Source organism: uncultured Lentibacter sp., assembly GCF_937123735.1.
Classification (GTDB): Bacteria; Pseudomonadota; Alphaproteobacteria; order Rhodobacterales; family Rhodobacteraceae; genus Lentibacter.
In genome coordinates, this window is sequence record NZ_CAKZKL010000028.1 from 345965 (window position 1) to 368828 (window position 22864).

At 62.8% G+C, this 22864-nt stretch carries 23 protein-coding genes; 7 read left to right on the plus strand and 16 right to left on the minus strand.

Features of this window, described 5'->3' with window-relative positions:
* The first annotated feature begins 156 nt into the window (after window positions 1–156).
* From Q0478_RS09130 to Q0478_RS09140, 3 genes are read left to right on the plus strand one after another with little or no spacing between them, the layout of a single operon-like run.
* On the plus strand, window positions 157–327 hold the full coding sequence (locus tag Q0478_RS09130; protein WP_298678516.1) for a hypothetical protein: 171 nt from the start codon (window positions 157–159) through the stop codon (window positions 325–327).
* Complete coding sequence (locus Q0478_RS09135; RefSeq protein WP_298678518.1) at window positions 324–1331, plus strand: alpha/beta fold hydrolase; 1008 nt, start codon at window positions 324–326, stop codon at window positions 1329–1331. The genes Q0478_RS09130 and Q0478_RS09135 overlap by 4 nt, the downstream gene beginning before the upstream one ends.
* On the plus strand, window positions 1309–2085 hold the full coding sequence (locus tag Q0478_RS09140) for a squalene/phytoene synthase family protein (RefSeq protein ID WP_298678520.1): 777 nt from the start codon (window positions 1309–1311) through the stop codon (window positions 2083–2085). Before Q0478_RS09135 ends, Q0478_RS09140 begins: the two co-directional genes overlap by 23 nt.
* Window positions 2086–2169: 84 nt before the next feature.
* Here Q0478_RS09140 and Q0478_RS09145 read toward each other — a convergent pair whose 3' ends face one another.
* Window positions 2170–3465 (minus strand): MFS transporter, encoded by a 1296-nt coding sequence (locus Q0478_RS09145; RefSeq protein WP_298678523.1) that lies wholly within the window; start codon window positions 3463–3465, stop codon window positions 2170–2172.
* Between the two features lie 185 nt (window positions 3466–3650).
* Between Q0478_RS09145 and Q0478_RS09150 the strand changes: the two genes are divergently transcribed.
* From Q0478_RS09150 to Q0478_RS09165, 4 genes are read left to right on the plus strand one after another with little or no spacing between them, the layout of a single operon-like run.
* Entirely contained in the window at window positions 3651–3866 is a 216-nt protein-coding gene (locus tag Q0478_RS09150; RefSeq protein ID WP_298678525.1) for a twin-arginine translocase TatA/TatE family subunit, read from the plus strand.
* A gap of 6 nt (window positions 3867–3872) precedes the next feature.
* Window positions 3873–4526, plus strand: coding sequence for a Sec-independent protein translocase protein TatB (tatB, locus tag Q0478_RS09155; protein ID WP_298678527.1), 654 nt, complete (start codon window positions 3873–3875; stop codon window positions 4524–4526).
* 7 nt (window positions 4527–4533) lie between these two features.
* On the plus strand, window positions 4534–5511 hold the full coding sequence (locus tag Q0478_RS09160; protein WP_298678529.1) for a twin-arginine translocase subunit TatC: 978 nt from the start codon (window positions 4534–4536) through the stop codon (window positions 5509–5511).
* Window positions 5508–6347 carry an ATP-binding protein gene (locus Q0478_RS09165; RefSeq protein WP_298678531.1) on the plus strand — a complete coding sequence of 280 codons (840 nt, stop codon included), beginning with the start codon at window positions 5508–5510 and terminating at the stop codon, window positions 6345–6347. The genes Q0478_RS09160 and Q0478_RS09165 overlap by 4 nt, the downstream gene beginning before the upstream one ends.
* 133 nt (window positions 6348–6480) lie before the next feature.
* Here the strand turns inward: Q0478_RS09165 and Q0478_RS09170 are convergent, their stop codons facing one another.
* From Q0478_RS09170 to pyrC, 15 genes are all read right to left on the minus strand, one after another.
* On the minus strand, window positions 6481–7689 hold the full coding sequence (locus tag Q0478_RS09170) for a LysM peptidoglycan-binding domain-containing M23 family metallopeptidase (protein ID WP_298678533.1): 1209 nt from the start codon (window positions 7687–7689) through the stop codon (window positions 6481–6483).
* A 79-nt stretch (window positions 7690–7768) separates the two neighbouring features.
* Window positions 7769–8425 (minus strand): protein-L-isoaspartate(D-aspartate) O-methyltransferase, encoded by a 657-nt coding sequence (locus Q0478_RS09175; RefSeq protein WP_298678535.1) that lies wholly within the window; start codon window positions 8423–8425, stop codon window positions 7769–7771.
* Window positions 8418–9203, minus strand: a complete 786-nt coding sequence (gene surE / locus Q0478_RS09180) for a 5'/3'-nucleotidase SurE (RefSeq protein ID WP_298678537.1) — start codon at window positions 9201–9203, stop codon at window positions 8418–8420. The genes Q0478_RS09175 and surE overlap by 8 nt, the downstream gene beginning before the upstream one ends.
* Window positions 9204–9462: 259 nt before the next feature.
* Window positions 9463–10107: an SDR family oxidoreductase gene (locus Q0478_RS09185; protein WP_298678539.1), complete on the minus strand. Its 645-nt coding sequence runs from the start codon at window positions 10105–10107 to the stop codon at window positions 9463–9465.
* A gap of 31 nt (window positions 10108–10138) precedes the next feature.
* The gene (purF, locus tag Q0478_RS09190) at window positions 10139–11596 is read right to left on the minus strand and encodes an amidophosphoribosyltransferase (RefSeq protein WP_298678540.1); all 1458 of its coding nucleotides are present in this window, start codon (window positions 11594–11596) and stop codon (window positions 10139–10141) included.
* Between the two features lie 99 nt (window positions 11597–11695).
* Window positions 11696–12250: a CvpA family protein gene (locus Q0478_RS09195; protein WP_298678542.1), complete on the minus strand. Its 555-nt coding sequence runs from the start codon at window positions 12248–12250 to the stop codon at window positions 11696–11698.
* Between the two features lie 27 nt (window positions 12251–12277).
* On the minus strand, window positions 12278–13642 hold the full coding sequence (radA, locus tag Q0478_RS09200) for a DNA repair protein RadA (protein WP_298678544.1): 1365 nt from the start codon (window positions 13640–13642) through the stop codon (window positions 12278–12280).
* Window positions 13643–13815: 173 nt separating this feature from the next.
* Complete coding sequence (locus Q0478_RS09205) at window positions 13816–14583, minus strand: DNA repair protein (protein ID WP_298678546.1); 768 nt, start codon at window positions 14581–14583, stop codon at window positions 13816–13818.
* Window positions 14584–14952: 369 nt separating this feature from the next.
* Window positions 14953–15699, minus strand: a complete 747-nt coding sequence (locus Q0478_RS09210; protein WP_298678548.1) for an ABC transporter ATP-binding protein — start codon at window positions 15697–15699, stop codon at window positions 14953–14955.
* A gap of 88 nt (window positions 15700–15787) precedes the next feature.
* A complete protein-coding gene (locus Q0478_RS09215; protein WP_298678550.1) occupies window positions 15788–16564 on the minus strand; it encodes an ABC transporter permease in 777 nt (258 codons plus the stop codon).
* Window positions 16561–17610, minus strand: coding sequence for an alanine racemase (gene alr / locus Q0478_RS09220; RefSeq protein ID WP_298678553.1), 1050 nt, complete (start codon window positions 17608–17610; stop codon window positions 16561–16563). Before alr ends, Q0478_RS09215 begins: the two co-directional genes overlap by 4 nt.
* A 30-nt stretch (window positions 17611–17640) precedes the next feature.
* Complete coding sequence (gene pepT / locus Q0478_RS09225) at window positions 17641–18930, minus strand: peptidase T (RefSeq protein WP_298678555.1); 1290 nt, start codon at window positions 18928–18930, stop codon at window positions 17641–17643.
* A 164-nt stretch (window positions 18931–19094) separates the two neighbouring features.
* Complete coding sequence (locus Q0478_RS09230) at window positions 19095–20597, minus strand: replicative DNA helicase (RefSeq protein WP_298678557.1); 1503 nt, start codon at window positions 20595–20597, stop codon at window positions 19095–19097.
* A gap of 404 nt (window positions 20598–21001) precedes the next feature.
* Window positions 21002–21679: an orotate phosphoribosyltransferase gene (locus Q0478_RS09235; protein ID WP_298678559.1), complete on the minus strand. Its 678-nt coding sequence runs from the start codon at window positions 21677–21679 to the stop codon at window positions 21002–21004.
* 70 nt (window positions 21680–21749) lie between these two features.
* On the minus strand, window positions 21750–22787 hold the full coding sequence (pyrC, locus tag Q0478_RS09240; protein WP_298678561.1) for a dihydroorotase: 1038 nt from the start codon (window positions 22785–22787) through the stop codon (window positions 21750–21752).
* Window positions 22788–22864: the final 77 nt, after the last annotated feature.

Below are 22864 nucleotides of genomic sequence, written 5' to 3' on the forward strand. Positions count from 1 at the left end.
ACCAGACCGGTTGCGTCACTTGTTCTCAGGGTGTTCGCTTGTGTCGGTGGCTGTGGGCCAATGGTGCCGGCCTATTTGCGTTTGGCATGGCCGATCCGGCTTGGGGCGCGGCAAGGGCGATCGTCAGGGGCGATCGGCGCATTTCTTTTGGGTGCTATGCAGTTGGGCAAAGCTTTGACGGCACTGCGCTTGCGCTGTGTCGGGCTTGTCCCGTTGGGCCGTTCTGGCCTCAAGCTCGTCAGCGCAGGCGGCCTGATACCAGCCGAGCTGGCCAAGGCGGCTGGCGCAAGCGTGCATGATACCTTTCAATTGGAGCATTCCACATGATCACCAAGCTGCTGAGCTTTGCGGCCCTGTCTGTCGCGATCTATTTCCTGATCGCCATCGGGCTCATCCTGTCGCAATGGCCCAAGGCCTTGCCCGAACGCGCAGGGCTCGACTTTAGCACGATCATGCAGGTTGGCGGAAGGCCGCCTGACAGCGACAGCTTTCGCTTGAAGACATTTGAGGCGCGCGATGGCACCACGCTCAGCTACCGACATGTCAAGGCTGAGGGCGCTGAGGGCGCTGAGGGCGTGCCCCTGATCCTTATGCTGCATGGTTCGGGCTGGTATCATGGCCAGTTTGACAGGCTGGCCTATGCGCTGCGCGATGTGGCCGAAGTCAAGGCGCTGACGCTGCGGGGCCATGGCAGAGGCCCCGACAAGACGGGGGATCTGCGCTACATCGGCCAGTTGGAAGACGATATTGCCGATCTGATTGGCGAGACGGAGCGTGAGGTCGTTTTGCTGGGGCATTCCTCTGGCGGCGGGCTTGCGGTGCGCTTTGCGGGCGGGGCGCATAGCGGCAAGGTTGATAGCATGATCCTGCTTGCGCCGTTCTTGAACCACAACGCCCCCACAACGCGGCAGAACTCGGGTGGCTGGGCCAATGCGCTCACGCGGCGCATCATCGGGCTGTCAATGCTCAATGCGGCGGGCATTCACGCGCTGGACGGGCTGGCTGTGATCCAGTTCGCCATGCCGCGCGCCGTGCTTGCAGGGCCGCAGGGCAAACACGCAACAACACGCTATTCCTGGCGGCTCAACACATCCTACGCGCCGCGTGCGCCCTATCTGTCAGACGTGGCCGCGCTGCCGCGCTTCACGCTGATTGCAGGGCGAAAAGACGAGGCTTTCGTTGCAGACGGCTATGAGCCGCTTATGTCTTCTGTCACCAGAAAGGGCGTTTACGCGCTTGTTGATGGCGTGGGGCACCTGGATATAGTAGACGCCCCCCAAACAGAAGCGCTGATCAGGGAGCATTTGCGTGAGCGAAGCCGCGAGAGATAACATAGCCGCCTGTGCCGCGATTGTTCACAAGGGCGATCCGGCCCGGTTTCGCGCCGCCATGGCCGCGCCATTGGGCCTGCGTGAGAAGCTCTTGGTGCTCTTTGCCTTCAATGTCGAAGTGGCGCGCGCGCCATGGGTGACGCGTGAGGCGATGATTGCCGAGATGCGCCTGCAATGGTGGCATGACGCCTTGGGCGAAATCGCCGCAGGCGGGGCGGTGCGGCGCCATGAAGTTGTCACGCCCTTGGCCGCCTGTCTTGCGCCAGACCAGGCGCTTGGGTTGCAACAGCTGGTCGCAGCGCGGCGCTGGGATATTTACCCCGAGCCTTTTGCCGATGAGGCAGCCCTTTGGGCACATATGGACGCAACCTCCGGCACACTTTTGCGCGCAGCCCTCGCTCTGGGCGGTGGCACCGCCACGCCGGCGCTGTCAGAGGGGTTTGCCGCAGTGGGGCTTGCAGGCTGGCTGACAGCCGTGCCGGCCCTCCGTGCACAGAACCGCCACCCGCTGCCCGACGCCTCCGAAGCCGCTATTGTGCGCCTCGCGGGGGAGGCCCTTGGCAAGCTTGCGCCCGCCCGCAAAGCGCCGCTGCCCAGGCTTGCGCGCCGGGCTTTGCTGGCGGGATGGCAAAGCGCGCCCCTTTTGCGGCTGGCGGCAAAAGAGCCCGCGCGCGTGGCCAACGGCACGCTGGAACTGGCCCCGTTTCGCGCGCAGACTCGTTTGGCACGGCTTGCCCTCACGAACCGCTGGTAGGTCTTCTTCTGGTCAAAAATACCTTGGGGGTGCGGGGGCAAAGCCCCCGCCGGGTCGGATTTTCGCGCAGCGAAAATTCGAGCTTCACTCTTTCGGGCGCAACACCAGCCAGATCAGCGCACCACCTGCGAGCATCAGGAAGGGGGCCATGGCAAGGTTCACCGAAACCCACCCCGCTTGCGCGGAGGTGCCTGAGCAGTTCATAAGCCCGCCCGAGGCCAGTGAGGCCACAAACACTCCGCCAAATACGATCAGATCGTTCATGCCTTGCAAGCGTCCGCGCTCCTGGGGGCTGTGGCTGCTTGCCAGCAGGGTGGTCGCACCGATGAACCCGAAGTTCCAGCCGACGCCCAGAAGGATGAGCGCCACAAAGAAATGTTCCAGATCTACCCCCATCAGCGCCACTGCGCCGGCCCCGGCCAGGATCAACAGGCCCAATGCAACAATCTGTTCCGCGCCAAAGCGTGCAATCAGATGGCCGGTGAAGAAGCTGGGCACATACATGGCCAGAACATGGGCCGTGACAACATAGCCGGCAATAAACTGAAACTGCTCGCGCAGGCTGCCGGCGGGCACCACCGCTGCGATCCAGTCGGGAATTTCCGTCTCCCCACCCACGCCACAGCCCACAACAGCCAGCGGCGTCGAGGTCATCACCAGGTTCATCAGCGCATAAGACACCATGGCAGAGATGATCGCCACCGCCACCACGGGGGTTTTGAGCAACTCGATGCGCGAGCGCCCGCTGGCGGCGTTGTCAGCAGGCGGCGTGGGTTTGGGGATGTCCAGAAAGACAAACAGCAGCGAGCCGATAATATTCAGCGCCATCACAGCCAGATAGGTGCCCATGAACGGCACAGCCCCGAAAGCCAGCGACGAATAATTGCCAAGCTGCGGCCCGATGACCGCGGCCAGCAGCCCCCCCGCCATCACATAAGAGATCGCCTTGGGGCGGTAGGCATCGGACGCCGTGTCGGCGGCGGCAAATCGGTAGAAGCCCTGCGCAGACATATAGATGCCGGTGATCAGACTGCCGAAGAGATAGAGCGTAAACGAGGCTTCATAGAGCCCGTAAGCACAGATCGCGGCGCCAATCGCTCCGGCGCTGGCCCCCAGAATGAAGCCCGCACGCCGCCCGAAGTTTTGCATGAACCAGCTCAGCGGGGTGGCCGCCGCCATGGAGCCCAGCACGATCATGGAAATCGGCAAGGTTGCAAAGCAGAGATTGGTGGTGAGCATCTGCCCCGCCAGCCCGCCAATTGTAAAAATCATGGGCATCTGCGCGCCCAACAGGGCCTGGGCCATCACAAGGATCCAGACGTTGCGCTTGGCGCGGGCGTGGTCGCGGGGGTCGTTAACGGGTGAAATGCTATCGGTCATGGCAGAATGGCTAGAGGCTTTTGAGCCCCCTCGCAAGGGCGATCCGCGCCCCTGTCAGCGCTAACGCAGGCAATTTTCAGCCCGCGCACCGTGATTGCGTCTTTTCACTCCGCCTTGAACCGCTTAGATAAGACAAGCAAAGTTTTTGGCCCGCCCGCCCGCGTGCCGACAAAGGGAGACAAACCATGCTCAACAATATCGGCCTTCCCGGCCTTCTTCTCATCGCCGTTGTCGTGCTCGTTCTGTTTGGACGTGGCAAGATTTCCTCGCTCATGGGCGAAGTGGGCAAGGGCATCACCGCTTTCAAGAAAGGTGTCAAAGACGGCACCGAAGAGCTCGAAGATCAAATGGCGCAGGACATCAAAGATGTGACGCCGGCCGAAGACAAAGACAAGGCGTAACCCTTTATGTTTGATCTTGGCTGGACCGAGCTTCTGGTCATTGGCATCGTCGCGCTGATTGTCGTTGGCCCCAAGGATCTGCCTGTGCTTTTTCGCAAGGCGGGCGAGTTTGTGGGCAAGATGAAGGGCATGGCGCGCGAGTTTTCCAAAGCGATGAACGACGCGGCGGATGAAACCGGAATGCGCGAAACCGCCTCCAGCCTGCGCAAGGTCGCCGATCCGAAGTCCATGGGGCTTGATTCGATCAAGGATGCGGTGAAAGACGCCGCCAAGTGGGACCCTGAGAGCGAGACCGGCAAGCTGGCCGCCAAGCGCGAGGCCGAGCGCGCGCGCATGGTTGAGGAGGCCAATGCCTCTGCGGCCGAAACGGCCCGTCAGGTGCGCGAGGCCCACGCGGCCCGTCTGGCCAAAGAGGCAGAGCCCGCTGAGACAGCCAAGAAGCCTGCCCCCAGGAAGCCGGCTGCCAAGAAGCCGGCAGCGAAGCCGGCTGCCAAGAAACCGGCAGCGAAGCCGGCTGCCAAGACGCCGGCGGCGCAAAAAGGGCCAGCCAATACAGGCTCAAAACCCTCTGCCACACAGACAACCGCGCCCAAACCTGCCCCCAAAAAGGCGACCCCCAAAAAGACCGCAGCCAAAAAGCCTGCGCCAGATAAGGCATGAGTAACCCATGAGCCAGACCGATACGCCAGACGAAATGGACGGCTCCAGCGCCCCGCTGATCGAGCATCTGGCTGAGCTGCGCACCCGGCTCATCCGCTCGGTGATGGCCTTTCTGGTCGGTATCATACTGGCCTTTACGGTGGCCGAGCCGATCCTTCAGTTCTTGCTCGAGCCCATCGAGGAAACCCTGCGCACGCTGGGTGACCCGGACCCGACGCTGCAATATACCTCGCCACAGGAATATCTCTTTACGCTTTTCCGCATTTCCATGGTCTTTGGCTTTGCGCTGGCTTTTCCGGTCATTGCGTTTCAGATGTGGCGGTTCGTGGCGCCGGGGCTTTACAAAAACGAGAAGGGGGCTTTTCTGCCCTTCATTATTGCGTCGCCGGTGATGTTCCTGCTCGGCGCGTCTTTTGCGCAATTTGTGGTGACACCGCTGGCCATGCAGTTCTTCCTCGGCTTTGCCGATGTCAGTTCGATTTTTGCCAACCTGCTGGCCCAAAGTGTTGAGAGCCTGCCCGAGGCGGCCCCTGCTGTGGTGCCCGAAACCGCCGAGGGCCTCAAGATCACCTTCTTTGGGAAGGTAAATGAAAGCCTTGATATCACACTGAAATTTATAATTGCCTTTGGCATGTGCTTTCAGCTTCCTGTGTTGCTCACCTTGATGGGCAAGGCCGGGCTTGTCAGCTCCGAGGGGCTTGGGGCGGTGCGCAAATATGCGATGGTTGGCATCCTTTTGCTGGCGGCACTGGTGACACCGCCGGATGTGATCACCCAGCTTATTCTCTTCACGGTTGTCTATGGCCTGTATGAAATCTCGATCCTTCTGGTGGGGCGCGTTGAGAAAAAGCGCGACGACAAGCTGCGCGAAGAGGGCTATTTTGACGACGAGCAAGAAGAGTTTGACGACCCGCTGATGCGCGAATTTGACGAAGACCTCGCAGCCGAAGAAGACGATGACGGCATGGTGGACAAGAGCACATGAGCGAAGAGCTGGCGCGCATAGCGGCAGCCCTTGAGCGCATGAGCCCGCCCCCGCAGCCTGCGCCCGACTTTGCCCAGGGAGAGGCCTTCGTGTGGCAAGTCGAGCCAGACCGCCTCAGCCCTGTTGAGAAGGTCAGCCGGGTTGATCTGTCTTTGCTGATCGGCGTGGCGCGTTCGCGTGACACGCTCTTGGAGAACACCCGCCAGTTTGCGCGCGGATTGCCTGCCAACAATGCGCTTCTCTGGGGCGCGCGCGGCATGGGCAAGAGCTCTTTGGTGAAGGCCGTCCATGCGCAGGTCTTGAGTGAGGGGCACCCGCTCAAGGTCGTCGAGCTGCAACGCGAGGATCTGCCCAGCGTCACCCGGCTGTTGGCATTGTTGCGCCAGTCGGAGGCGCGGTTTATCCTGTTCTGCGATGATCTGTCGTTCAGCCACGACGATGAGCATTATAAATCGCTCAAAGCGGTGTTGGATGGCGGCATCGAAGGACGGCCTCAGAATGTGCTCTTTTATGCAACATCAAACCGCCGTCACCTGATGCCCCGCGACATGATCGAAAACGAGCGCTCAAGTGCAATCAACCCGAGCGAGGCGGCGGAAGAAAAAATCTCCCTCAGTGATCGCTTCGGCCTCTGGCTCGGCTTTCACCCCTGCACGCAGGATGAATACCTCGCAATGATCCGCGGCTACTGCGCCCATTTCGGCATCACCCAGCCCGAAGATGTTCTGCGCGCCGAGGCGATTGAATGGCAAGCCACACGCGGCGCGCGCTCTGGTCGCGTGGCTTGGCAATATGTCACCGATCTGGCGGGCCGTATGGGCATCCCGCTGGCCTGACCAGCTCTTTCTTATTGCTTTAAATATCCCGGGGGGTCTGGGGGGCTGGCCCCCCAGCTGTCCTGTGGTGCGGGGGACTAGTCCCCCGCCAGGATCTGATTGCGCGCAGCGCAATTCGAAAAACCTTTGCGCGCTATTGCAAATAGGGCAGCGGATCGACGCTTTCAAAGCCCTTGCGCACTTCGAAATGTAAAAATGCCGGCTCCCCGTCGCGCAGGCTGGCCAGTTTTTGGCCGCGTGTGACGCTCTGGCCCTTTTTCACCACAATATCTCCGACATTGGCATAGACCGTCAGCAGATTGTCCGGGTGCTTTACCACAATGATCGGCACCTGATCGGCATCCGAGGTGATGGCGGCCACGGTGCCGGCTTCGGCGGCGCTGATGGTGCTGCCGGCGGCGGCGGCGATGTCAATGCCGTCGTTCTTGCCCTTGGCATATTCGCGGATGATCTTGCCGCGCAGCGGATAGGCAAGTTGGCCGGTGCTGGCGGCCTGTGATTGGGCCTGTGATTGGGGTTGTGTCTGGGCCTGTGGTTGGGGCTGTGACTGGGCTGGTGATTTGGCCGGGTCTGTGGCCGGGCGTGCGGCGGGCAGATCCTGTGGCAGGGGTTGGGTGGCACTGGGGGGCAGTGGCGTGGCTGTTCCGGCTCCCGGTTTGGACGGCTGCGCCGCGCTTGCGGCTTGTGCGGGCTGTTGCGCCAGAGGTGTGGGTATCAACAAGAATTGCCCCTCGCGAATGCCAAAGTCGCTGTCCAGCCCGTTCCACTCTGCCAGGGCGCGCACCGAGACATTGTAAAGCCGGGCCACGGTATAAGCGGTTTCACCGCGTGTCACCTTATGGCGGATCGGCTCGATCTGGGCTGCGCTGGCGGTGTTTTGTGCGGTGGGCGCGCGGCTCTGTTCGGGCGTCACGCGGGTGAGGGCGGTTTCGGCCAGCTCGGTGATGTCGACATCGGCGGCCCCTGCTCCTGTTGTCGGCAGGGCCGTGGCGGGCGCATCAACCCGCTCGGGCAGGGCAATGATCTCGCCCTGGCGCAGGCTGTCGCCGCTCTGGATGCCGTTGTAACGGGCCAGCGCCTCAGGGTCGCTGCCGATCCGCCGTGCGAGGCTGCCCAGCGTGTCGCCCGATCGGGCCACGGCCACTTGGTAGCTCGGGTAGGAGATGATGCCGCGCGCGTCGGTTTGCGGGCGCTCCGTGCTGGCGGCGCGGGCGGCAGACGAGGTGTCCATCCGCGAGCCAAGCTTGCCGCGCAGGTCCAGGTCCAGGGGGGTGTCACAACCGGCCACAAGCGCAAGCGCGGTGCTTGCGGCCATCATCTTACGGGCAAAACCTCGGGTCATCTCGTTTTCCTCATTTGAACCCTTGTTGATCAGGGCTTATTGGTGTCCGTTGCTTTTGTCTTTGGCCCGCTGTTTTGGGTCAGCTGTCTTTGCTCAACCCTTCCAGCAGCGGCACAAAGCGCACGGGGCGCAGCTCTTCATAGTCAAACCCCTCGTCCAGCCGGGTGACTTTGATCAGGCTCTGGACCGCATCAGACTGGCCGACGGGCACGATCATGATACCGCCGATTTTGAGCTGCGCCAAGAGCGGGCCGGGCGGGTCTTCTGCGGCTGCGGTCACGATGATGCGATCAAAGGGGGCCTGCTCGGGCAGCCCGAAGCTGCCATCTCCGGCAAAAGCGGTGACATTGCTCAGGTCAAGCTGTTCAAACAGCGCCTGGGTTTCGCGCACCAGCCGCCTGTGGCGCTCGATCGTGTAGACCCGCCGGGCCAGCTGGCTGAGAATGGCCGCCTGATAGCCCGAGCCGGTGCCCACTTCGAGCACCTTGTCACGCGGGCCCACTTTGAGCGCCTGGGTCATCAGCCCGACCACTGAGGGCTGGGAGATGGTCTGGCCACAGGCGATTGGCAAAGGTGTGTCTTCATAGGCGCGGTTTTCAAAGGTGCCGCGCACGAAATGGCCACGATCAATCTTTTCCATGGCCCCGAGCACCCGGGCATCTGTGACGCCTTTGGAGCGCAGCGTGTAGAGAAATTGCATTTTCTGCTCGTGTGGCGCGAGCGGGGCGTCACTCATCTTGGAGGCTCCGAAACTGCGCGAGCATGTCATGGGCGGTCAGATCGGCCCGCATGGGGGTGACAGAAATATAGCCCTCCAGATTGACATCCGCGTCCGAGCCCGGCGTTGCGGGCACGCGCTGATCATGGCCCTTGATCCAGAGAAACCGCCGCCCGGAGGGCGACAGATGCGGCTCAACACCGAAGGTGACGCCCTGGCGAAAGCCCTGCGCCACGGCGCGGCTGCCCTTGACGTCTGCGGCGGGAACGGGCGGGAAGTTGACGTTGTAAAACAGCCGGTAGTCTTGTTGCTCGTCCGGCTGCGCGGCGAGGATCTTGCGCAGCAGCGCGCCACCGTGCACTTCGGCGGCCTCAAACGGGTTGTCGATCTCGATATTGTGCGGGCCCAGATATTGCGAAAGCGCCACCGCGGTCAGACCTTGCAAAGCGGCCTCCATCGCGCCGCCCAATGTGCCAGAATAGAGCGCGTTTTCGGCAGAGTTGTTGCCACGGTTGACCCCTGAGAGCACCAGATCGGGGCGCTCTGGCAGGATGTCATGCAGCGCGGCGAGCACGCAATCGGCAGGCGAGCCCTCGGCCGCAAACCGTTGCTTGCCCATTTTTTGCACCATCATCGGGTGTGTGTAGCTGATGCAATGGCCAACGCCGGATTGTTCGAAAGCGGGCGCGACCACCCAGACCTCCCCTTTGGGGCCAGCCAGATCCCAGGCGATCCGCTCCAGAGATTTGAGCCCCGGAGCGTTGATGCCGTCGTCATTGGTGAGAAGTATCCGCATGGGCCCGCCTGCCTGTTGTTTTGTTTTGAATAAACGAGGGGGCATGACAGGGCAAGGCAGGCTGACGGATGCCGGCAAGAATAGAGTCGTTTATGCGACAGTTTCTTCAGGTTTCGCAGTGCGCTGCGCGCAATCCGACCCGCGCGGGGGGCTGGTCCCCCGCATCACAGGATAGCTGGGGGGCCAGACCCCCAGACCACAGGACAGATGGGGGGCCAGCCCCCCAAACCCCCCGGGATATTTGGAGCAATAAGAAAGACTAGAGGTTCAGGCTTTGAAGGAGGCGGGCGGCCTCGGCGGCAGGTGGGGCCAATGCGGCGCGGTCTTCGCCCGGAAAGAAGCGTGCGCGCAGGGCTGTGGCCAAAGGCGCAGGCGTGAGGATATGCACCTTGGGGCCGGTTTTGAGCGTTTCGGCCGCCCAGCTGCGGGCGAGGGCAATCTGGGCTGTTTTGGTCGCGCCATAAGCGCCGAAGAATTTCTGGCCGCCCTGGCTGTCTTCAAAGAACAGCGCGTGGCTGTCTTTTTTCAGAAGGGGCGAGACAAAGCCAATCAGCCGCCCTGTGGCGGTGAGGTTAATTGCGACGGATTTTTCCCAGCCGCCCATATCCATGTGGTCTGCGGGCGACAGCGGCGCGGCGTGGGCCGCTGTATGGGCCCAGAGGTCGATCTGGCCCCAGCGGTCATAGATCGAGCGGCAGAGCTGGGCCATTGCATCCGGGTTGGTGATGTCCATGGGGGCGAGGGTGGCCTCGCCGCCTTTGGCTTTGATGCGGTCGTCGAGGTCTTCCAATGCGCCGGTGGTGCGGCCCACGGCGACGATGTGGTGGCTGCTGCACAGCGCTTCGGCCAAAGCCGCGCCAAGGCCGCGGGACGCGCCGGTGATGAGGGCGATTTTGTCTGTCATGTCAAAGTCTTTCGCTGCACTCTTTTGAGGGTTACTCGGCGGCTTTCATCTCAAAGCCTTTTTCGATCATATCGGCGGGGATGACAGGGTATTCGCCGGAGAAGCAGGCGTCGCAATATTGCGGGCAGGCGTTGCGGCGCCCGTCTGCTTCGCCCACAGCGCGGTAAAGGCCATCCAGCGAGATGAACTTGAGGCTGTCCACTGCAAGATGCTGGCGCATTTCCTCTTCAGACATGGTTGCGGCCAGAAGCTTTTCGCGCTGCGGTGTGTCGACCCCGTAAAAGCAGGGCCAGGCCGTGGGCGGGCTTGCGATGCGGAAGTGCACTTCGGCGGCGCCGGCGTCCAGGATCATTTCCTTGATCTTGCGCGACGTTGTTCCGCGCACCACGCTGTCATCCACCAGAATGACCCGTTTGCCCTTTATGAGCGCGCGGTTGACGTTGAGTTTGAGGCGCACACCCATGTTGCGGATCTGCTCGGTTGGCTCGATGAAGGTGCGGCCCATGTATTGGTTGCGGATGATGCCCATGGCGTAGGGGATGCCGCTTTCCTGGCTGAAGCCGATGGCGGCGGGTGTTCCGGAATCGGGCACCGGGCAGACCAGATCGGCCTCAACGGGCGCTTCGCGCGCCAGCTCCACGCCGATCTGGCGGCGGGTTTCATAGACCGAGCGGCCGCCGATGATGCTGTCAGGGCGGGAGAAATAGACATGTTCAAAGATGCAGAACCGCGAGGGTTGGCGGCGGAAGGGGAAGCTGCTCTCGACTGTGCCGCCACTGATGACCACCATTTCGCCGGGTTCGATCTCGCGCACAAAGCTTGCGCCGATGATGTCCAGCCCGCAGGTTTCCGAGCTGAGCACCCAGCCCTCGCCGATCTGGCCAAGCACCAGCGGGCGCACGCCCAGAGGATCGCGCACACCGATGAGCTTGGTGCGGGTCATGGCGACGATGGAAAACGCGCCCTCGACGCGGCGCAGCGCGTCTTCCATCCGCTCAGGGATAGTGCGCTGCAAGGAGCGCGCCATGAGGTGGATGATACATTCGGAATCCGAGCTGGACTGGAAAATGCTGCCACGCTCGATCAGCTCGCGGCGCAGGGCGTCGGCATTGGTGATATTGCCGTTGTGCGCGATGGCGGCACCGCCCATGGAAAACTCGCCAAAAAAGGGCTGCACATCGCGGATGGCTGCGCCTTTTGCGCCGGCGGTGGAGTAGCGCACATGGCCTATGGCCAGCGGCCCCGGCAGGGTTTCCATGAGGCTCTGCTTGGTGAAATTGTCGCGCACATAGCCAAAGCGGCGCACCGAGTTGAAGCCTGCCTCCGGATCATGGCTGACGATCCCGCCGGCCTCCTGGCCACGGTGCTGAAGCGCATGCAGCCCCAGGGCCACGAAATTGGCCGCATCGCTCACACCGGTCACGCCGAAAACGCCGCATTCCTCCTTGAGTTTATCATCATCAAAGGGGTGGGCATAATGCGTGGTCACGGGGCAACTCCGAATCCGAGGGTGGCGTGGCCCCTTCATAGTCAGACCGGCGGCCCGTGTCACCCGGCGAAGCGCTCTCTTTTGATCTTTGCTGCGGAATTATTCGCCGCAGCTGGCCACGAGCTGCTCGTATTGCAGGGTGATCCAGCCGAGGGCCTGCTCGGGGTCGCGCTCTTCGATTGTGCCGGTCATCTTGCCAAAGACCCGCGCGGAGCGGCTGTCATCAATGGCGGTGATGTCTTGGGAGGTTATGACGGTTTCATAGACAAAAAAGGCAATCGCCACCAGCAAGATCCCCCGTGCGACCCCGAAGAGAAAGCCAAAGGCCTGATCGAGCCCGCCCAGCACAGAGCGTTGCACAAGGGCGGAGAACATGGGCGTGAACAGCGCGGCCACCACCAAGACAAGCGCAAAGATCGCGGCGGCACCGGCGATCATGGAGAGTTCGCAACTGTCGGATATGAAGCCGCCCAGGACGGGTATTTCCTTGACAAGGGGCTGCGCCTGGGGCGCAAAGACAAAGGCCAGCATTGCGGCGATGACCCAGCCCGCAATGGCCAGCCCCTCGCGCACGAGGCCGCGGGAGTAGGCCAAAAGAGCCGACACAACAATGATCAGGGCAACGATGCCATCAACGATTGTAAAACCTTCCATGATCACTCTCTTTTCGTTACTTTGCGCTTAGCCTGCGCCAAAAATATCACCGACAAAGGTGGTTAGGTCTTCATAGCGCTTCGCGCTCAGCCCGGCTGTGGCCGGAGCCTTATCTCCCTTTGGCATAATTGCGCTGGAAAAACCAAGTTTTTGCGCTTCTTTCAACCGGTTTTCTGTTTGGGAGACCGAGCGCAGCGCGCCGGAGAGGCTGATTTCACCAAACACCACCGTGTCCTTGGGCAGGGCCGCGTCCTCGCGGGCCGACAAAAGCGCCGCCGCAACAGCCAGATCTGCGGCCGGTTCAGAGACCTTGAGCCCGCCCGCCACATTGAGATAAACATCAAGCCCCGCAAAGGGAATGCCGCAGCGCGCTTCCAGCACCGCAAGGATCATGGCAAGGCGTGAACTGTCCCAGCCGACCACGGTGCGGCGCGGCTGGCTGTGTGGGCTGGGGGCGACAAGCGCTTGAAATTCCACCAAAACTGGGCGTGTGCCTTCGATTCCGGAGAAGACAACCGAGCCGGGCGAGGGCTCTCCACGCTCAGAAAGAAACAGCGCTGAAGGGTTTTTTACCTCTTGCAGGCCAGCGCCCGTCATTTCAAACACACCGATCTCATCGGCGGGGCCAAAGCGGTTTTTTACAGCGCGCAGAATGCGGAATTGATGCCCGCGCTCGCCCTCAAAATAAAGCACGGTATCGACCATATGTTCGACCACGCGCGGCCCGGCAATCTGGCCGTCTTTTGTGACATGGCCCACAAGGATCACCGAGACGCCCTTGCGCTTGGCAAAGCTTGTCAGCTCATGCGCGGCCGCGCGGACCTGAGACACCGAGCCGGGCGCGCTGTCGACGGTATCGACCCACATGGTCTGGATGGAATCGATGATGGCGAGCTGGGGCTGTTCGGCCTCCAAAGTGGTGAGAATATTGCGCAGGTTGGTTTCGGCTCCAAGCCGGACGGGCGCGTCTTTCAACCCCAGCCGCTGGGCGCGCATACGCACCTGCGCAGAGGCCTCCTCACCTGAAATATAAACTGTTTTCAAACCACTAGACGCAAATTTGGCGGCGGCTTGCAACAAGACAGTGGATTTGCCAATCCCCGGATCACCGCCCACCAGGATCGCCGACGCAGCCACCAGCCCGCCGCCCAGCACCCGGTCCAGCTCGTCCATCCCGCTCAGCGTGCGCGGGGGCGGGGCCTCGTGTGTGGAGAGATCACTCAGCGGGATCTGGCCACCGCGTTGTGCGCCGATCGACTTTGAACTTGAGCCGTCGGAGAGGGGGGTGGCTTCGGTGATTGTGTTCCAGGCGCCGCACGAATCGCATTGGCCCGCCCATTTGGTGGTGGTTGCGGCGCAGCCGGAGCAGACATATTGAATTTTTTTTGCCATAATTTTGTATGTCTGAGCGCTGCGGGCAGGTCAACCGACTGTGGCCCGCCAAAGGCAAAGAGGTTGATCCAGGAAATTCGGCCCAAAGCGCCCGGCCCAAAGCGCCCGTGCCAGAGTGTCTGTGCCAGAGCGTCCGGCGCACAGCGCCCGGAGCACCGCGTGCGGGGCGCTGATCACTCCGCCGCGCGGGGCAGGCGGGTGAGACTGTCGCTTTCGGCCTCAAATTCCAGCCGGGCGATCTTGCCCAACTCCGGCATCACCCGATGCAACTCATCGCGCAGCCGCTCAAGCTGGCTGGCGGCCACGCTCTCTTCCAGCTCGACCTCATGCAGCCAGTGTTTGAGCTCATTGGCAACCTGTTTGGCCTGCCCCAGGCGGGCATTGAAGCGTGCGACCTCATCCTGGCGCTGGCGCAGGAAGCTGCGCGCCCGCGCAAGCGCCTCATCGGAGTATGTCTCGGCCAACTCCTTGGAAATATGGCTCATTTGCGCAGCCGCTTCGAGCACCTCGGGCTCCAGATGGCCCAGATCGGGGTGACTGCGCAAGAACACCAGCCGCTCGCGCACAGAATCAAACTCAGAAGCAAGCTGGAAGCTGCCGGCGCGATCGGCGGCATGGGCCATATGGTAGGCCTGCGCCACATCCTGCATCCCGATCTGAAAACTGCGGTGCGAATTTTCCAGCCGCAACACCCGCCCGGTAGAGGGCACAAAGAACATCAGCATCAGCAGGAGAGCTGTGACCCCGGTTTGCAGCCAAACCCCTGCCTCAGCATAGCTTGTGGGCCCAAACGACAGCGGCATCACCAGCCAGGGCAGCACCCCGAGCGCGCAGAGCAGCGTATAGCCGAGCATCGCGAGCGCCGCGCAGACAAGGCTAAAAAACGTCAGACGATGCAACAGAAAGACGAGGCTGCGCAGGGCAGAAAAAAAGCTGTCCATGATCCCCCACGGAACTTGTTAACCAACTATGAGCAAAATTATGCCGATCCGTTCGGGAAAAAATAGGGGGAAAAGCGCTCTTTTGGGGCGGCTTTGCGGAAATGCACTGTTTTTGCCTGTGAAATTTGCCGCCTCCGGAAACAATCCTGGCCTTGGGGGCGCAATGTTTCCGGCCCAGAGCGCAGGCCGGGGGCGCGCGTTAAGATTTGGCCAGATGCGCCAAACAGGGGGGGTGAAAAGCGTGCACAGGGCGTGCACAATGCGTGCACCCCCTGATCGGCCATTTGGGCGGCTTTGCCAGTGTGACCAATGCGCTCGCGCGCTTTAGGGAATTTTAAGGTTTTGGGGAGTGGCGCTTGGCCTGCCCGCCTAGCGCACAGCAGCAATTGGCCCCTCTGCGCGGCCATGGATGAACTGGTCAAGATAGGGGTCGCCCGAGCTGTCGAGCTGCGCAACCGGCCCTGTCCATTGGATCACCCCATCATGGAGCATGGCCACGTCATCGGCAATGGCGCGCACGCTGGACATATCGTGGGTGATGGTCATGGCGGTGGCGCCCATTTCCACCACGATCTCGCGGATGAGTGCGTTGATGACGCCGGACATGATCGGATCAAGGCCGGTTGTCGGCTCGTCAAAGAAGATGATCTCGGGTTCGGCGGCAATGGCGCGGGCGAGGCCGACGCGCTTTTGCATCCCGCCCGAAAGCTCGGAGGGGAAGAGATCGGCGGTTTCTGGGGCGAGGCCGACGCGGCGCAGCTTTTCGATGGCCAGCTCACGCGCCTCGGCTTTGGGGCGCTTGAGGGTGCCGCGCAACAGGCGGAAGGCCACGTTTTGCCAGACGGGAAGGCTGTCAAACAGCGCGCCGCCCTGAAAGAGCATGCCGAAGCGGGCGAGAAAGGCGTCACGCTCGCCCGTGGTGACATCCTGCCCCTCCAGTGTGATTGTCCCGCTGTCGGGGGTGACGAGGCCGAGCACGGATTTGAGCAGCACGGATTTGCCCGTGCCCGAGCCGCCAATGATGACCATCGAGGTGCCCTTCTGGACCGTCAGATTGACGCCTTGCAGGACTTTCTTGGGGCCGAAGGATTTGTGAACGGAGCTGAGCGTGATCATGGGGCGCAGCCCTGCGGAGCAGAGGCCGGGGCGCTGCCCCGGACCCCGGAGTATTGTGGGCAAGATGAAGGGGGGGCGAGCGGCTGGGTCATGCGGAGAAGAAGGCCTCTGTGAGCAGGTAGTTGGCCGCCAGGATAAGCACCGAGGCGGCCACCACGGCGGCTTTTGTGGCGCGGCCCACGCCTTGGGCGCCGCGGCCGGAGGTCATGCCATAATAGCAGCCCATGGTGGCGATGATGAAGCCGAAGGCCGCGCCTTTGATAAGGCCTGAGGTAATGTCCCAGACTTCGAGGAAATCGACCGTGTTTTTGAGGTAGGCGGCTTCGTTGAAGCCCAGGCGCGTCACGCCGACGATATAGCCGCCCATGATGCCGATGGCATCGCCCACGGCCACCAGAACAGGCAGGGCCAAGGTGGCGGCCAGAACGCGCGGCAGGGTGAGGTATTTCATCGGGTGGGTGGAGAGGGTTGTCAGCGCGTCGATTTGTTCGGTGACTTTCATGGTGCCGATTTCGGCGGCGATCGAGCTGGCGACGCGGGCGGCGACCATGAGCCCGCCCAGAACGGGGCCGAGCTCGCGCACCATGCCGATGGCGACGATGGAGGGGACGACCTCTTCGGCATTGAAGCGCGCGCCGCCCGAGTAGATCTGAAGCGCCAGCGCGCCGCCGGTGAAGAGCGCGGTGAGCCCGACGACGGGCAGCGAGAGCCAGCCGATTTGCACCAGCGCGACCCAGAGCTCGCGGGCGTAAAACGGCGGGCGCAAGAGATGGGTGAGGGTGTCCAGCGCAAAGAGCGTGACGCGGCCCATGGCTGCGAGGGCGGCCAGCACCGCTGCGCCGAGGGCGGCGAGGGGGCGGCTCATGCGCCGGCCCCTGCGCCGGCCCCTGTATAGCGGCGGCTGTAGCGTGCGCCCAGGGATGTGAGCACCTCATAGCCGATGGTGCCGGCGGCTTGGGCGAGCGTGTCGACGCCTTGTTGCGGGCCGAGCAGGGTGAGGCTGTCGGGGGTGTCGGGGAGATCGGTGATGTCGACGGTGATCAGATCCATCGAGACCCGCCCGATGAGCGGGCAGCTGTTGGGGCCGCTGTAGAGCGTGGCCTTGCCGGACATGGCGCGGATGAGGCCGTCGGCATAGCCGGCGGCGAGGGTGGCCACGCGGCGCGGCTGGCGGGCGACATAGCCGCGATTGTAGCCCACGCTCTCGCCGGGCGCGACGGTGCGTGTTTGAACCACGGGCAGCTCGAGGCGGACCACGGGGCGGGCCTGTGTGAAGGGGGCGCCGCCATAGAGGCCGATGCCCGGGCGGGTCATGTCAAAGTGGTAGTCGCGGCCCAGGAGCGTGCCGCCTGTCGCTGCGAGCGAGCGCGGCGCGGTGAGCCCCTCTGTCAGCGCGCGAAAGACCTTGAGCTGGGCGGCGTTCATCGGTGCGTGAGGCTCATCGGCGGCGGCGAGATGGGACATGACGAGCGCGGGCGATTTGGACAGCAGCCTGTCGCGCAGGGCGGCCCATTCGGCGGGCTCCATGCCGAGGCGGTTCATGCCGGTGTCAAGCTGGAGGCCGAAGGGCGCATCCGGCAGCGCCGAGAGCTGACGCTCGAGCTGGTCGGGCGAATTGAGCAGCGGTGTGAGGGTGCGGCTGTTGATGAGGGGCGTGTCGCCAGCCATATGGCCCGAGAAGATGTAGATCACCGGGCCTTGGCCCAGGGTGTCGCGCAGGGCGGCGCCTTCCTCGGCGGTGGCGACAAAGAAGCTGCGCGCGCCGGCTTTGGCCAGCGCATGGGCCACGGGGGCGAGGCCGAGGCCATAGGCGTCGGCCTTGACGACCGCGCCGGTTTCGGGCGCTTTGGCCAGAGCGCGCCAGTTGTGCACCAGCGCGTCGAGATCGATTGTGAGTGTTCCGCTTGCCATGGGGTCTTGTTGCCAGAGGGGCGTGCAAGGTCAAGGGGAAATGGCATTTGGCGGGCTTGGCAGAGGCGTGGTCTCTTTGGGCCGCGCGGCCAGCTCTGTGAGTTTGAGGCACATCTCTGTGGCCACGGCCATATCTTGCACCGAAATCCACTCCAGCGGGCCGTGCAGCTCCTGCATCCCTGTGAAGATATTGGGGCAAGGCACGCCCAGCTCGGTGAGGCGGGAGCCGTCGGTGCCGCCGCGGATGGGCGCGCTTGTGGGTGAAAGGCCAATGGCGCGGGCGGCCGCATGGGCGAGGGTGACCGGGGTCATATCATTTTCCAGCCAGTAGCGCATGTTGCGATACTGGGGCGTGATCTCGCAGCTGAGGCGCGCGCGCGGCTCGGTGAGGGCGATGGTGTTGACAGCACTTTGCAGCAGAGCGCCCTTGGTGGCGAGGCCAGCAAGCTCAAAATCGCGCAAGATGAAGGTGAGCGTGGCGTTTGCGGCGTTGCCGGTGAGATCGGTTGCCATGAGAAAGCCCTCGCGGCCCTGGCTTGTATCGGGTGTGCTGTGGCTGCTGGGCAGGAGCGTGAGCAGCTTGGCGGCGAGGTGCAGCGCATTGACCAGCGTGCCATGGGCTGTGCCCGGATGAATGGAGACGCCCTCTATGTGGACCTTGGCCCCATCGGCGGAAAAGCTTTCGTATTCGATATTGCCAAGTGCGCCGCCATCGAAGGTATAGGCAAAATCAGCGGCCAGATCACGCGGCAGATCGGGGTGCACGCCACGGCCTATCTCCTCATCGGGCGTGAAGGCGAGGCGGATTTTGCCGTGTTTTATCTGAGGGTTGGCGAGCAGGTGGCGCGCGGCTGTCATGATAATGGCGACGCCGGCCTTGTCATCGGCGCCCAGAAGGGTGGTGCCGGAGGCTGTGAGGATGTCATGGCCCTGCTTGCTGGCGAGATAGGGTGAATTTTCGGGGCTGAGTGTAAGTTCGGGCGCATCGGGGAAGGAGATGTCGCCGCCGTTGTAGCTTTTGTGCAAAAGCGGTTTGACGCCTGCGGCGGCAAACTGCGGCGCGGTGTCGACATGGGCCAGAAGGCCCAGCGTGGGCGCGTCATCGCCTGCGGTGCTGGGCAGCGTCGCGAGGAGGGTTCCGTAGTCTGTCAGCGTGATCTCTGTTGCGCCGATGTCTTCCAGCTCGGCCATGAGCAGGCGCTGCATATCAAGCTGGATCGCGGTGCTGGGGCTTGCGGGGCTGTCGGGATCGGACTGGCTGTCGATTTTGCAATAGCGGATGAGGCGGCTGGCGAGCTCTTCGGTGAAATCGGTGGTCATGGGGGCGCTTTCTGCTGGGCTTTGACGCATGATCTTGTGCGCACGCGGCTTGTGCAAGAGAATTTTAGACGGTGCTGTGCAAAGCCAGCCCCCAGACGCAGGTTTGACTGGGGGCCAGCCCCCAGGCCCCCGGGATATTTAGGGCAATAAGAAAGGAGGGCCGGTTAGAACGGATCGCCGCCTGCGGGGTTTTGCCAGGGCTTTACGAGGTTGCCAAAGCGGGTGAACTGGGCCTCAAAGCTCAGCTCGACCGTGCCGATCGGGCCGTGACGCTGTTTGCCGATGATGACCTCGGCCTTGCCGTGTAGGCGGGACATGTGCTCTTGCCATTCGGCCATTTTGTCCAGCTCGTGGTCGGAGGGCTTTTCGCGCTCGACATAGTATTCTTCGCGAAAGACGAACATGACCACGTCGGCGTCTTGCTCGATGGAGCCGGATTCGCGCAGATCGGACAGCTGCGGGCGTTTGTCTTCGCGGCTCTCGACCTGACGGGAGAGCTGGGAGAGGGCGATCACCGGGATTTGCAGTTCTTTGGCGATGGCTTTGAGGCCCATGGAGATTTCGCCGATTTCCTGCACACGGTTGTCGGAGGTGCCGCGCACCAGCTGGAGGTAGTCGATGATCAAGAGATCAAGCCCGTGGGTGCGCTTGAGGCGGCGCGCGCGCGCCGCGAGCTGGGCGATGGGGATGGCGGCGGTGTCATCGATAAAGAGCGGGCAGGCCTCAAGCTCTTTGGCGGCATCCACAAAGCGGCGGAATTCGCTTTCATCCATATCGCCCTGGCGGATCTTGTGGCTGGAAATTTCGGAGGCTTCCGCGAGGATACGGCCGGCGAGCTGTTCGGCGCTCATCTCAAGGCTAAAAAAGCCCACGACGCCGCCATCGACCGCGCCTTCGGAGCCATCGGCGAGCTTGCCGCGCTTATAGGCTTTGGCGACATTGAAGGCGATGTTGGTGGCGAGCGAGGTTTTGCCCATGGAGGGGCGGCCGGCGAGGATGAGCAGGTCGGATTTGTGCAAGCCGCCCAGCATCTTGTCCATGTCGATGAGATCGGTGGCGATGCCGGCGAGCCCGCCTTCGCGCTGATAGGCGGCGTTGGCGACATTAACAGCGTCTGTTACGGCCTTGAGAAAGCTTTGAAAACCGCTTTCGGACTGGCCCGCTTCGGCAAGCTGGTAGAGCTTCTGCTCGGCCTCGACGATTTGTTCTTTGGGCTCGCTCTCGACATCGACCCGCGCGGCCTTGGCGCTGATTTCCTGCCCCAGGGCGATGAGATCACGGCGGATGGCGAGATCGTAGATCAGCTGGGCATAGTCGCGCACGGCGAAGGCGGAAATGGCCGCACCGGCCAGGCGGGCGAGATAGGCGGGGCCACCGAGCTCTTTGAGGCCCTCGTCATCCTCAAAGAAGGCCTTGAGGGTGACAGGCGAGGCGAGGTTGTTTTTGGCGATGCGCGCGGCGGCGGTCTCAAAGATGCGTGCGTGCACCGGATCGTAGAAATGCTTGGGATTGATGATGCTGGCGATCTTGTCGTAGACATCATTGTTGGTGAGCAGCGCGCCGAGGAGCTGTTGCTCGGCCTCGATGGAATGGGGCATCGTATCGGCGGCGGCGACTTCGGCGGGGAGTGTTTGGCCTGTGGCGTTGAATGCTGCGATGTCGTTCATGCCGGTTCACTCCTCTGTTTGCCTGCTGTGACTGTCTTCTAGGGGAGATGCGGGGGAAACGCACTCGGGAAATATCTGTGGAGAAAGGCCGGGATAACCCTGTGGATACCCCGCCGCCTTTAGAGGCTCTCCCTGATCGTGTAGCACGGGCGGGGCAAACGACAATATATGGTATAAGTGGCTGATTCTGGCGGCGCCGGGGGGCTGGGGGCTGTGAGTAAGTTTATGGCAGGCGCGCAGATTATCTTTTGATCTGGCTGGGTTAGAAGCCCCAGGGCTGGTTTCATGAGGATGGGTTTAAAGGTGCGCAGTGAATGCGCACCCTACGGGGGATGGGTATGAAGGTGCGCGGTGACTGCGCAGCCTACGGGAATGGGTATAAAGGTGCGCGGTGACTGCGCAGCCTAGGCTTTGTGGGCGTCTTGCCAGGCGCGCGGGTCTTTGAGGAAGCGCTCGACTTCGGCGAGGGTTTCGGCGGAAAAGGCCGCTTGGGCGCGGGCCTCGGCCAGCACATCCCACCAGGTGCAGAGGTGGTGCAGGGTGACGCCGTGATCGCCCAGGGTTTGGGCCGTTTCCGGGAAGATGTCGTAATAAAAGATCACGGCCGTGTGCGCGCAGCTGGCGCCGGTGTCGCGGATGGCATCGACAAAGGAGAGCTTGGAGCCGCCATCTGTTGTGAGGTCTTCCACCAAGAGGACGCGCTCGCCCTCGCTCATCGCGCCTTCGATGCGGGCGTTTTTGCCGTAGCCTTTGGGCTTTTTGCGCACGTAGGTCATGGGCAGGGCCATGCGCTCGGCCACAAGTGCCGCAAAGGGGATGCCTGCGGTTTCGCCGCCGGCGATGTTGTCAAAGGCTTCAAAGCCTGCGTTGCGCATGACGGTGACGGTGAGAAAATCCATCAGCGTGCTGCGGATGCGCGGGTAGGAAATGAGCTTGCGGCAGTCGATGTAGCTGGGCGAGGGCAGGCCGGAGGCGAGCGTGTAGGGCGTCTCAGTGTTGAAGTTGACCGCGCCGATTTCGAGCAGCATGCGGGCTGTGAGACGGGCCATTTCCTGGGATGTGGGGAAGCTTGTCGGGATCATGATCGGGCCTTTGGATTTGTGGAGGGGGCAGGAGCCTCCGGCGGGGATATTTAGGGCAAAAAGAAAGCGCTCAGGAGACGTGCCAGTGCAAGGGCGTGCCCGGGTCAAACAGGGTGACGCTGTGCGCGCCTGCGGCGAGCGACTTGGGATAGCTCAGCGCCGCGCCTTTGGTGAGGGTGAGTGTTTCGCTGTTGACCGGCAGGCCGTAGAAGGCGGGGCCGTGAAGCGAGGTGAAGCCTTCGAGCTTGTTCAGGGCGTTTTCTTCCTCAAACACATGCGCGAGGCAGGAGAGCGCGATGGGCGCAGTGAAGCAGCCCGCCGCACAGCACTCGGCCTCTTTGGCATGGGTCGGGTGGGGGGCGCTGTCGGTTCCCAGAAAGAAGCGCGCATCGCCCGAGGTGGCGGCGGCGCGCAGCGCGTCGCGGTGTTCGCGGCGCTTGAGGATGGGCAGGCAGTAGTAATGCGGGCGCATCCCGCCCACGAGCATATCGTTGCGCTCCAGCATGAGGTGCTGCACGGTGATCGTGGCGGCGAGGCGCGCGGGGTTGGCTTTGACATACTCCACGCCATCGCGGGTGGTGATATGCTCCATGATGACTTTGAGCTCGGGCACTTGCCGGCGGATCGGATCGAGGATGCGGTCGATGAAGACGGCTTCGCGGTCAAAGATGTCGATTGCGCGGTCTGTCACTTCGCCGTGCACGCAGAGCGGGCAACCGATTTCGGCCATGCGCTCCAGCACCGGGCGGACCTTGTCAAAATTCTGCACGCCGGAGGCGGAGTTGGTGGTTGCGCCGGCCGGGTAGAGCTTGACGGCGGTGATGAGCCCGGCCGCATGGGCGGCGGCGAGATCATCGGGGTCTGTCTCTTCGGTGAGATAGAGGGTCATCAGCGGGGTGAACTCTGCGCCCTCGGGCAGCGCGGCCAGGATGCGGCTGCGGTAGGCCGCTGCATCGGCGCTGGTGATCACCGGGGGCACGAGATTGGGCATCACGATGGCGCGGGCGAAGTGGCGCGTGGTTTCGGGCAGAACGGCGGCCAGCATGGCGCCGTCGCGCAGGTGCAGGTGCCAGTCATCGGGGCGGGCGAGGGTGAGCGTAAGGGTCATGGCCGAGCGCTTACACAAAATGCCGGGCGAGGGCCAGTTGTTTTAGCGCCCTCGGGGCGCGCAGGCAGGGCTTTTGC